Origin of the sequence: Pseudomonas oryzagri (assembly GCF_020831405.1) — a bacterium.
GTDB classification, from domain to species: Bacteria; Pseudomonadota; Gammaproteobacteria; order Pseudomonadales; family Pseudomonadaceae; genus Geopseudomonas; species Geopseudomonas oryzagri.
The window spans coordinates 48375-59763 of sequence record NZ_JAJHPU010000023.1; the positions used below are offsets into that span (position 1 = coordinate 48375).

General features: G+C 68.3%; 9 protein-coding genes and 1 pseudogene. All 10 read left to right on the forward strand.

What is annotated here, in order from left to right; translation table 11 throughout:
• Window positions 1-7 precede the first annotated feature (7 nt).
• Window positions 8-2425, forward strand: a complete 2418-nt coding sequence (locus LMJ29_RS09775; RefSeq protein ID WP_229605334.1) for an efflux RND transporter permease subunit — start codon at window positions 8-10, stop codon at window positions 2423-2425.
• A 245-nt stretch (window positions 2426-2670) separates the two neighbouring features.
• A complete protein-coding gene (locus LMJ29_RS09780; protein ID WP_229605335.1) occupies window positions 2671-3864 on the forward strand; it encodes a helix-turn-helix transcriptional regulator in 1194 nt (397 codons plus the stop codon).
• A gap of 119 nt (window positions 3865-3983) precedes the next feature.
• Window positions 3984-4748 (forward strand): SDR family oxidoreductase, encoded by a 765-nt coding sequence (locus tag LMJ29_RS09785; RefSeq protein ID WP_229605336.1) that lies wholly within the window; start codon window positions 3984-3986, stop codon window positions 4746-4748.
• 364 nt (window positions 4749-5112) lie between these two features.
• On the forward strand, window positions 5113-5961 hold the full coding sequence (locus tag LMJ29_RS09790; RefSeq protein WP_229605337.1) for an SDR family NAD(P)-dependent oxidoreductase: 849 nt from the start codon (window positions 5113-5115) through the stop codon (window positions 5959-5961).
• A 295-nt stretch (window positions 5962-6256) separates the two neighbouring features.
• Window positions 6257-7285: a Rieske 2Fe-2S domain-containing protein gene (locus tag LMJ29_RS09795; RefSeq protein WP_229605338.1), complete on the forward strand. Its 1029-nt coding sequence runs from the start codon at window positions 6257-6259 to the stop codon at window positions 7283-7285.
• A gap of 147 nt (window positions 7286-7432) precedes the next feature.
• Window positions 7433-8182: an electron transfer flavoprotein subunit beta/FixA family protein gene (locus LMJ29_RS09800; RefSeq protein ID WP_229605339.1), complete on the forward strand. Its 750-nt coding sequence runs from the start codon at window positions 7433-7435 to the stop codon at window positions 8180-8182.
• The gene (locus LMJ29_RS09805) at window positions 8182-9114 is read left to right on the forward strand and encodes an electron transfer flavoprotein subunit alpha/FixB family protein (protein WP_229605340.1); all 933 of its coding nucleotides are present in this window, start codon (window positions 8182-8184) and stop codon (window positions 9112-9114) included. Before LMJ29_RS09800 ends, LMJ29_RS09805 begins: the two co-directional genes overlap by 1 nt.
• A gap of 140 nt (window positions 9115-9254) precedes the next feature.
• A complete protein-coding gene (locus tag LMJ29_RS09810; protein WP_229605341.1) occupies window positions 9255-10022 on the forward strand; it encodes an enoyl-CoA hydratase/isomerase family protein in 768 nt (255 codons plus the stop codon).
• 80 nt (window positions 10023-10102) lie between these two features.
• A complete protein-coding gene (locus LMJ29_RS09815; RefSeq protein WP_229605342.1) occupies window positions 10103-11302 on the forward strand; it encodes a Re/Si-specific NAD(P)(+) transhydrogenase subunit alpha in 1200 nt (399 codons plus the stop codon).
• 10 nt (window positions 11303-11312) lie between these two features.
• Window positions 11313-11389 (forward strand): annotated as a pseudogene (locus tag LMJ29_RS09820) (NAD(P) transhydrogenase subunit alpha); the annotation flags it as partial.

Here is an 11389-nt window from a genome sequence, read left to right on the forward strand (position 1 = left end):
TGACGTGATGAAAGGACAAACCTCCCGGGTGGACCGCTGGGTCGAGGCCTGTGCCGACCTGCTGATGGCCCACCGTCGCGGACTGATGGCGGTGTTCCTCGCCATCACCCTGGGCCTGGGCTACAGCGCCCTGCAGACCCGCCTGGACCCCGGCTTCAACAAGCTGATCCCGCTGCGCCATGAGTACATGGTGAACTTCCTCGAATACAGCAAGAGCTTCACCGGCGCCAACCGCTTCCTGGTCAGCGTGCGCTGGAAGGGCGAGGGCGACATCTACAACCCGGTGTTCCTGCAGACCCTGCGCAAGGTCACCGACGACGTGTTCTTCACCTCCGGGGTCAGCCGCTCCAGCGTGACCTCGCTGTTCACCCCCAACGTGCAGTACGTCGAGGTGACCGAGGAGGGCTTCTTCGGCGACGTGGTGGTGCCGCCGCGCTTCGGCGGCACCCTCGAGGACCTCGAACAGGTACGCAACAACACCGCGCGCTCCGGGCAGATCGGTCGCCTGGTGGCCAACGACCTGAAGTCGGCCATGGTGCGCGCCGACCTGCAGGACGTCGATCCGAAGACCGGCGAGAAGGTTTCCTACACGGAGGTGGCCAAGCGCCTGGAGGAGATCCGCGCGAAATACAACAGCGATCAGATCGAGATCAACGTGGTCGGCTTCGCCAAGCTCGTCGGCGACGTGGTCGATGGCCTGGGCGCGGTGATGGGCTTCTTCGTGGTCGCCTTCCTGATCACCGCCGGGTTGCTGTGGGGCTACTCGCGCTCGCTGAAGATGACCGTGGTGGCGCTGGTGGTGGCGCTGCTGCCGGTGGTCTGGCTGCTCGGCCTGCTGCCGCTCCTGGGCCTGGGCATCGATCCGATGTCGATCCTGGTGCCGTTCCTGATCTTCTCCATCGGCGTATCCCACGCGGTGCAGATGACCAACGCCTGGAAGCAGGACGTGGTGGCCGGCGCCAGTTCCGAGGCCGCGGCCCACGCCGCCTTCTGCAAGATCTTCATCCCCGGTTCGCTGGCGCTGCTGATGAACGCCGTGGGCTTCGCGGTGATCATGCTGATCGACATCCCCATCGTCCACGAGCTGGGGGTGACCGCTTGCCTGGGCGTCATCCTGATGATCGTCACCAACAAGATGATGCTGCCGATCATCATCTCCCACCTGAGCCTGGAGCGTGCGGCGCAGCCCAGCAACAAGCCGCTGGAAGGCCGCAAGCACCCGCTGTGGTGGGGGCTCTCCAGCCTGGCCAGGCCCGGCCCGGCGCTGCTGGTGTTCTTCACCAGCCTGGTGCTGCTCGTCGTCGGCACCCTCAAGGCCCGCGACCTGCAGACCGGCGACATCGGCGCCGGCGCGCCGGAGCTGCGCAGCGACTCGCGCTACAACCGCGACAACGCGCGGATCGTCGGCAGCTACGCCATCGGCCTCGACGTGCTGACGGTGTTCGTCGACGTCAAGGACCATCCGGAAGCCTGCCTGGACCCGGCGGTGATGCGCGCCGTCGACCGCTTCGACTTCGCCGTGCGCCATGTGGCCGGCGTGCAGTCGGTGTCCAGCGTCACCGCCGCGGGCAAGGTGGTGATCTCCGGCAACAACGAGGGCAACCCGCGCTGGTCGGCGATCCCCAACTCCGAACGCGGCCTGCAGCAGGGCTCGCGCGCCTACTCCTCGGAGCTGGGCATGGTCACCGACGGCTGCCAGCAGATGCAGATCCTGGTGTTCCTGACCGATCACGAGGGCGCGACCGTCGCCCACGTGGTCAACGAGGTCAAGCGCATCGTCGCCGCCGACGTCACGCCCGGGGTGAACTTCCGCCTGGCCGGCGGCAACGCCGGGATCATGGCGGCCTCCAACGAGGCGGTGGACCGCGCCGAGGTGATGATGCTGGCCGCGCTGTTCGGCTCGGTGGCGCTGTTCTGCTGGCTGACCTTCCGCTCGCTGCGCGCGGTGCTGTGCATCCTGGTGCCGCTGGCCATCGTCGCCATCCTCTGCAACGCGCTGATGGCGCTGCTCGGCATCGGCCTCAAGGTCGCCACCCTGCCGGTGGTGGCCCTCGGCGTCGGCGTCGGCGTCGATTACGGCATCTACCTGTACGAGCGGATCCAGCACGAGATGGAGGAGGGCCGCGACCTGCGCCACGCCTTCTACGAGGCGATGCGCCAGCGCGGCACGGCGGCGGTGTTCACCGCGCTGACCATGTCGATCGGCGTGTGCACCTGGGCCTTCGCGCCGCTGAAGTTCCAGGCCGACATGGGCGTGCTGCTGGCCTTCATGTTCCTGGTCAACGTGTTCGGCGCGATCTTCCTGTTGCCCGCGCTGGCCGCCTGGTTCAACGAAGGACGCCCGCTGGTACGGGCGCGGCAGAGCGACAAGGCCGAGGCGAGCACGGTGGCCGCCGCCCGCCGCGAGACCACCGTCGGGGCATAGTCCGGCAGCCGGGGGGAATTCGACCAAATGCGGTTGTGCTCCCCCCGAGTTTGCCGGAAGCTGTCTAGCACGGGGCTCACCGGCCGGTCCTGCCACTCCGTGGCCGGCCAGCGGTCCCTTGCGTGCATGCACGAGCGGCGCCCCGGCCGCTCCGAGTCGCACGGCGCCCTGGCGCCCGTCGCGACTCGATTCGATAAGAATAACGAGAGGTGGCCGACAGGCCATCTCCGCAGAGAGGTAATAGGGTGGACAAGAACAACAGCGGCATTCATGCCCTGGCCGGGCTCGATCTGGCCGAATACGACCGCCTGGTCGCATCCCTGTACGACGCCGCGCTGGACAGTCGCCTGTGGAATATCCCCATGGAGCACCTGCGCGAACTGTTCCAGGCCAACTACGTCACGCTGATCCTGCGCATCCCCGACCAGTCGGACGCCGGCCTGATGATCGTCGCCGGCAATATCGAAGGCGAGGGCAAGGTCACCTACCTGACTTATCCGCACTCCAGCACCCCGTTCATCAACCAGCCGGCCGACAAGGTGTTCACCGTCGACGACCTGATGAGCGAGAAGGACTGGCGGGCCTCCTCCTACTTCCAGCACTGGTGCTGTCCCAAGGACGTGTTCCACGTGATGGGCGTGGACATCGCCACCCCCGATTCCGGCAAGCTGCGTTTTCGCATCACCCGCCCGGAATCCGCGCCGGCCTTCTCGGCGCGCGACCGCGCGCTGTGCGAGCTGATCCTGCCGCACCTGCGCCGCGCCCTGAACATGCATAACCAGCTGGACCGCAGCCAGTCGATGGGCACGCTCTACTCGCAGGCAATCAGCCGTCTGTCGGTGGCCACCATCGTCCTCGACGAGAGCGGCCGCGTGCTGCAGCACAACCCCATCGCCCAGGAACTGCTCACCAGCGCCGACGGCCTCAAGCTGGTCGCCGGCCGCCTGGAGGCCTCCTACCCCAGCGACAATCGCGAGCTGCAGCGCCTGGTGCGCGGCGCCTTCGCCCGCCAGGGCAAGGAGAGCCCGCCGATCGCCGAGGCGGTGTCGATCACCCGGCCTTCCGGCCAGGTCAGTCTGGTGGTGGTGGTGGAGTCGGTGCCTTCGCTGGAGTGGGCGGAAAGCAAGGGCCAGCCGGCGGTGGTGGTGTATATCCGCGATGCGGTCGGCAAGTCGCTGGCCAGCACCGCGGTGCCCAAGCAGCTGTTCAACCTGACCCCGGCGGAAACCGCGCTGTCGCTCGAGCTGGCCAACGGCCTGTCGCTGGAGGAGGCCGCCGAGAAGCTGAACATCCGCCGCAACACCGCCCGCGCCCACCTGCGCGCGATCTTCTCCAAGACCGGGGTGCGCCGGCAGACCGAACTGGTGCGCGTCATGCTCAACAGCGTGATGGCGCTGGGCCAGGCCGATCTCCCCTCCGACCGCCTGCGCGGCGGCTGAAGCGCGCCCGGACGAATCGTCCGCTTGGACGATTCGACGCGCGTCGGGCGCCTCCTAGAGTGGGGCCGCCCCAGCCATTTCGGCCCAGCCATCCGGCCCGGCCATTGAGGAGAGATTCCATGCCAGTCACAGCTGTCAGCGGTTCCGCGTCGGGTATCGGCGCCGCCGTGTGCGACGCCCTGCGCGCCGCCGGCCACCAGATCATCGGCATCGACCGCGCCAACGCCGAGGTGATCGCCGACCTGTCCACCGCCGAGGGTCGCCGGGCCGCGGTCGAGGCCGTGCTCGCCCGTTGCGACGGCGTGCTCGACGGCCTGGTGTGCTGCGCCGGCCTCGGCGTCACCGCGCCGTCGGCCCTGATCGTCGCGGTCAACCACTTCGGCGTCACCGCGCTGGTCGACGGCCTGGCCGACGCGCTGGCGCGCGGCGAGCGGGGCGCGGCGGTGGTGATCGGCTCGGTGGCGGCGACCCAGCCGGGCGCCGACAGCCAGCCGATGACCGAGGCCATGCTGGCCGGCGACGAGGCGCTCGCCCTTGCCTTGGCCGGCGAACTGAACCAGGCGCACTTCGCCTACGCCAGCTCCAAGTACGCGGTGACCCGCTACGCTCGCCAGAAGGCGGTGGAGTGGGGCGGCCGCGGCCTGCGCCTCAACGTGGTAGCGCCAGGCGCGGTGGAGACCCCGCTGCTGCAGTCATCCAAGGACGATCCGCGCTTCGGCCAGGCGGTGCGCGACTTCGTCGCCCCGCTGGGCCGCTCCGGCCGCCCGGCGGAGATCGCCGCGCTGGTCGCCTTCCTGCAGTCGCCGCAGGCGAGCTTCATGCACGGCACTGTGGTATTCGTCGATGGCGGCATGGATGCGATGGTGCGTCCGGCGAGCTTCTGATTCCGCCGTGCGACAGGCGAGGCCACCCGCGGGTGGCCTCGTCGTTTCTGGAGCACGCGGACGGCGCCCGGCGTTGGCGATGCTCCGCCGGGTGTCCAACGCCAGGATGGCCTCGTCGTTTCTGGTCCGAATTGACGATGACCGCCGCGGCGCCCAGCGCCAAGACTGGCCCGCAGGGCAAGCACATGAACAGCGTCCGGGCCCACGCAAACCCTGTAGGGGCGAATTCATTCGCCAAGGGGTGCGAAGCGCCCCCAGGAGGCATCCAGGGCAGGCCGTTGGCCTGCTTGGCGAATGAATTCGCCCCTGCAGGAGATTGGCCCGGCCAGGCGCCTGGCCGAGGATTTCACTGAAGGAGTCTGCAATGAACAAGGTGGCATTCATCACCGGCGCCAGCCGGGGTATCGGCCGCGAGACCGCGCTGGCCTTCGCCCGCGCCGGCTTCGACGTGGCGATCAGCGCGCGCACCCTGGAGGAGGGCGAGTCCCACCAGCACGCGCTGCGCAACCCGGACGGCACGCCGCTGGCCGGCAGCCTGGCGGCGACCGCCGCGGCCATCCGTGAGCTGGGCCGGCAAGCCTTCGTGGTACGCATGGACCTGCTCGACGGCGAATCGGTGTGCGCAGCCTGCGCCGCCGTGCTCGAGCACTTCGGGCGCATCGACGTGCTGGTCAACAACGCCATCTACCAGGGCAGCGACCTCAACCTGCCGTTCCTCGAACTCGAGGCCGATACCCTGCTGCGCGTCTACCAGGGCTACCTGCTGGCGCCGTTCCTGGCCACCCGCGCGGTGCTGCCGCAGATGCTCGAGCGCGGCGACGGGGTGATCATCAACGTCACCTCCGGCGCCGGCGAGAGCGATCCGCCGGTGGCGGCCGGGCACGGTGGCTGGGGCTACGCCTACGGCGCCGGCAAGGCCACGGTGTCGCGCCTGTCCGGGGTGCTCACCACCGAGCTGGGCGAGCGCGGCATCCGCGCCTTCACCCTCAACCCCGGCGTGGTCACCACCGAGGCGCTCAAGGCCACCATCGGCGACCAGGGCGTGATCGCCCTGCGCCGCGGCGTGGCGCCGCCCGAGGTGCCGGCGCAGGTGATGCTCTGGCTGGCCACCGCGCCCGAGGCCGGGCAGTTCCAGAAGCGCACCATCGCCGCCCAGCCGTTCGCGCTGGAGCAGGGCATAGTCGCCGACTGGCGGGCGCCGGCCGGCGCCTGAAGGGCACTTCTAAAAACTACCTGCGTTGTCATCGCTGCGTTGAAAACAGGCCGGGACGCGGCGTCTCAAAATGCTCATTTACCACACGTAAACTGCGCTTTTTCGCCTGTTTTCGCCTTGCGCTGACTGCCTCGCCTACGTTTTTAGAGGTCCCCTGAAATCGCCTTTTCTAGTCCAAGCGGATGATGAACGCGCGGCGGCCGTCGGTGAAGATCGTCGGACGCCGCCGTCCGTCCCGCCCAGAGGCGCGGCCGGAGGGCGTCCCGTCTTGCGTGTGCCCAACGGAGAAAGCCCCATGACCTCTAACAATATCAACAATGCGCTGCCGCCCCGTTTCGCGCGCGGCTGGCACTGCCTGGGTGTCGCCGACGACTACCGCGACGGCAAGCTGCACACCCTGAACATCTTCGGCGGCCGCCTGGTGGCCTTCGCCGAGGACAACGGCAAGATCAACATCCTCGACGCCCACTGCCCGCACATGGGCGCGGACCTGTCGCAGGGCACCCTGGAAGGCAACCGCGTGGTCTGCCCGTTCCACCACTGGCAGTTCGAGGGCAGCGGCCGCTGCGCCCAGATTCCCTACTGCGAGCGCATCCCGCCCAAGGCCAAGACCCGCTCCTGGCTGACCTGCGAGGAGAACGGCCTGCTGTTCGTCTGGAACAACCCCGAAGGCAAGGCGCCGGCCGCCGATGTGGTGATCCCGCACCTGCCGGAGATCGACAGCGACGAGTGGTCGCACGACTGGCACCTCGACACCCTGATCATCGACACCCACCCGCGCGAGCTGGTCGACAACCTCGCCGACGCCCAGCACTTCGGCCCGGTGCACGGCACGCCGACCAAGTACTTCGCCAACGTGTTCGAGGGGCATGTCGCCCACCAGATATTCCATGGCGACTCGATCCGCCTGGGCGGCGACCTGGTCGCCGAGTCGGCCTACTTCGGCCCGGCCACCCACTTCACCCGCATGCGCGCGGTGTTCGAGGGCCTGGAAGTGCACTCGATCCTGCTCAACTGCCACGTGCCGATCACCACCAACAGCTTCGAGCTGCGCTTCGGCTGCCTGGTGAAGAAGATGCCGGGCTGGAGCGAGGAGCAGAACGAGGCGCTGGCCAAGGAGTACGTGCAGCAGAACCGCACCTCCTTCTACCAGGACGTGGACATCTGGAAGCACAAGGTCGCCATCAACAACCCGGTGCTCGCCGAGGGCGACGGCCCGGTCTACCAGCTGCGCGAGTGGTACCAGCAGTTCTACACCGACGAGGCCGAGGTACCGGCGGCAATGAGCGAGCGTCGCGAGATCGTCACCGTCGACAAGCGCTGATCCGCCCGCAGTCCGTACCGCCCGGCCTCCGCCGGGCGGTTTCGTTTCGCTGCCGGCAAGATAACGGCAATAGTTCAAATGAACGAGGCTGATCGCTGCGCGTTGCCGTAAGTTGACTGCAACTATCCAGACGAACCCGGAGGTTGCATGAAAGTCCTGGTCCCCGTGAAACGCGTGGTCGATTACAACGTGAAGGTCCGCGTCAAGGCGGATAATTCCGGCGTCGACCTGAGCAACGTGAAGATGGCGCTCAATCCCTTCTGCGAGATCGCCGTGGAAGAAGCCGTGCGCCTGAAGGAAAAGGGCATCGCCACTGAGGTGGTGGTGGTCTCAGTAGGCGCCAATGCCGCCCAGGAGCAGCTGCGCACCGCCCTGGCCCTCGGCGCCGACCGCGCCGTGCTGATCGAGAGCAATGACGAACTGGGCTCGCTGGCCGTCGCCAAGCTGCTCAAGGCCGTGGTCGACAAGGAACAGCCGCAGCTGGTCATCACCGGCAAGCAGGCCATCGACAGCGACAACAACCAGACCGGCCAGATGCTCGCCGCGCTGACCGGCTTCGCCCAGGGCACCTTCGCCTCCAAGGTCGAGGTGGCCGGCGACAAGGTCAACGTCACCCGCGAGATCGACGGCGGCCTGCAGACCGTTTCCCTCAAGCTCCCGGCCATCGTCACCACCGACCTGCGCCTCAACGAGCCGCGCTACGCCTCGCTGCCGAACATCATGAAGGCCAAGAAGAAGCCGCTGGAGACCGTCACCCCCGATGCGCTGGGCGTCTCCACCGCCTCGACCGTGAAGACCCTCAAGGTCGAAGCCCCGGCTACCCGCCAGGCCGGCATCAAGGTCAAGTCGGTGGCCGAACTGGTCGAGAAACTGAAGAACGAAGCGAAGGTGATCTGATGGCCATTCTCGTCATTGCCGAACACAACAACGCCGCACTGGCTGCCGCCACTCTCAATACCGTGGCCGCTGCCAGCCAGATCGGCGGCGACGTTCATGTGCTGGTCGCAGGTCAAGGCTGCGCCGCGGTGGCCGAAGCCGCCGCGAAAGTCGCCGGCGTCGCCAAGGTGCTGGTCGCCGACCACGCCGCCTTCGCCCACCAGCTGCCGGAAAACGTCGCGCCGCTGGTGGTCGAGCTGGCCCGCAGCGGCTACAGCCACGTGCTGGCCCCGGCCACCACCAATGGCAAGAACTATCTGCCGCGCGTCGCCGCGCTGCTCGACGTCGACCAGATCTCCGAGATCGTCAAGGTGGTCAGTGCCGACACCTTCCAGCGTCCGATCTACGCCGGCAACGCCATCGCCACCGTGCAGTCGAGCGCGGCGGTCAAGGTGATCACCGTGCGCGGCACCGGTTTCGATGCCGTGGCCGCCACCGGCGGCAGCGCGGCCATCGAGGCCATCGGCGCTTCCTGCGATACCGGCGTGTCCAGCTTCGTCGGCGAGGAAATCGCCAAGTCCGAACGCCCCGAGCTGACCGGCGCCAAGATCGTCGTTTCCGGCGGCCGCGGCATGCAGAACGGCGACAACTTCGCCCTGCTCTACGCGGTGGCCGACAAGCTCGGCGCCGCCGTCGGTGCCTCGCGCGCCGCCGTCGACGCCGGCTTCGTGCCCAACGATATGCAGGTGGGCCAGACCGGCAAGATCGTCGCTCCCGAGCTGTACGTGGCCGTCGGCATCAGCGGCGCCATCCAGCACCTGGCCGGTATGAAGGACTCGAAAGTGATCGTGGCGATCAACAAGGACGAGGAGGCGCCGATCTTCCAGGTTGCCGACTACGGCCTGGTCGCCGACCTGTTCGAGGCCGTGCCCGAGCTGGAGCGCGCCCTGTAACGCCAGGTCGCATGGGCGACCTGCTCCCCTGTAGGGGCGAATTCATTCGCCTTGCGGAGTGTTCCGGCGAATAACTTCGCCCCTACAGTCCGGACATTGGCTCCATACGCTTGCCCTGCACCCATTCCCGGGGGACTGCCATGACCGATTCACCACTGCTCGTCGAGCGCAGCGGGGCCGTCGCCCAGCTGCGCTTCAACCGTCCTGACGTGCTCAACGCGCTGGACGTCGATCTGGCCCACGCGCTGCTGGAAAGCTGCCGGTCGCTGGCCGGCGACAGCGCCGTGCGCGTCGTCGTGCTCGCCGGCAACGGCCGCGCCTTCATGGCCGGCGGCGACCTGGCGGCGATGCGCGCCGCGCCGGTGGAAGCCGCCGACGCGCTGATCCGCCCGCTGCACCAGGCGGTGCAACTGCTCGCCGAGATGCCCAAGCCGGTGCTGGCCAGCGTGCATGGCGCCGCCGCCGGCGCCGGCATGAGCCTGATGCTGGGCGCCGATCTGGCCATCGCCGCCGAGGGCACGCGCTTCAACTTCGCCTACACCGACATCGCCACCAATTGCGACGGCGGCGCCTCCTGGGCGCTGCCGCGCCTGCTCGGCCTGCGCAAGGCGCTGGAAGTCGCCCTGCTGGCCGAGCCGTTCGATGCCGCCGAAGCGCTGCGCCTGGGCCTGGTCAACCGCGTGGTGGCGGCCGAGCGCCTGGCCGAAACCACCCTGGAAATGGCCGAACGCCTGGCCGGGCGCGCGCCGCATGCCCTGGCCAATCTCAAGCGCCTGCTGCGCAGTTCGCTGCAGCAGCCGCTGGCCGAGCAGCTGCAGGCCGAGCACCAGGGCTTCCTCGACTGCGCCGCTCGTCCCGAATTCGTCACAGCCATCGACGCATTCTATGCACGGCGCAAGCGCGGCTGACCGCCACATCAATCCGCTGGGCAGGTGAATCGGTTTCAGCGATTGGCCTGCTTCAAGACCCCAAGAACAAGGAGAAAGGAATGCGCATCGGTATTCCCTTGGAAACCCACGCCGGTGAAACCCGCGTGGCCGCCACGCCGGAAACGGTGAAGAAACTCGTCGGCCAGGGCCATACGGTCGTCGTCCAGACCGGTGCCGGCGTTGCCGCCAGCCTGCCGGACGACGCCTACGTCGCCGCCGGCGCACGCATCGGCACCGCCAGCGAGGCCCTCGGCGCCGAGCTGGTGCTCAAGGTCGTGGCGCCCGATGAGGCCGAGCTGGCCCTGATGCAGCCCGGCGCCGTGCTGGTCGGCATGCTCAACCCCTTCGACAACGCCAACCTCTCGCGCATGACCGAGCGCGGCATCACCGCCTTCGCCCTCGAGGCCGCCCCGCGCACCTCGCGCGCGCAGAGCCTCGACGTGTTGTCCTCGCAGGCCAATATCGCCGGCTACAAGGCGGTGATGCTCGCCGCCAACCACTACCCGCGCTTCATGCCGATGCTGATGACCGCCGCCGGTACCGTGAAAGCCGCCCGCGTGCTGGTGCTCGGCGCCGGCGTCGCCGGCCTGCAGGCCATCGCCACCGCCAAGCGCCTGGGCGCGGTGATCGAAGCCTCGGACGTGCGTCCGGCGGTCAAGGAGCAGATCGAGTCGCTGGGTGCCAAGTTCGTCGACGTGCCGTTCGAGACCGACGAGGAACGCGAGTGCGCCCAGGGCGTGGGCGGCTACGCGCGGCCGATGCCGGCCTCGTGGATGGAGCGCCAGGCGAAAGCCGTGCACGAGAAGGCCAAGCAGGCCGATATCGTGATCACCACCGCGCTGATCCCCGGCCGCCAGGCGCCGACCCTGCTGCACGAAGCCACCGTCGCCGAGATGAAGCCCGGTTCGGTGATCATCGACCTGGCCGCCGCCCAGGGCGGCAACTGCCCGCTGACCGAGGTCGACCGGGTGGTGGTCAAGCACGGCGTGACCCTGGTGGGCCACAGCAATCTGCCGGCCTTGGTGCCGGCCGACGCCTCGGCCCTGTACGCGCGCAACCTGCTGGATTTTCTCAAGCTGGTCCTCGACAAGGACGGCCGCTTCCAGCTCAACCGCGAGGACGACATCGTCGCCGCCTGCCTGATGTGCACGGACGGCCAACTGGTGCGGGTCAATGGCGGCGCTGCCGCTCCCTCGGCCCCTGCGACTCCTGCTGCTTCCGCCGCTTCCGCCGCTTCCGCCCCCAAAGCCACCGCCTAAGGACACTGCCATGGACCCGATTTCCGACGGTCTCTACAACCTGATCATCTTCGTGCTGGCGATCTACGTCGGCTACCACGTGGTGTG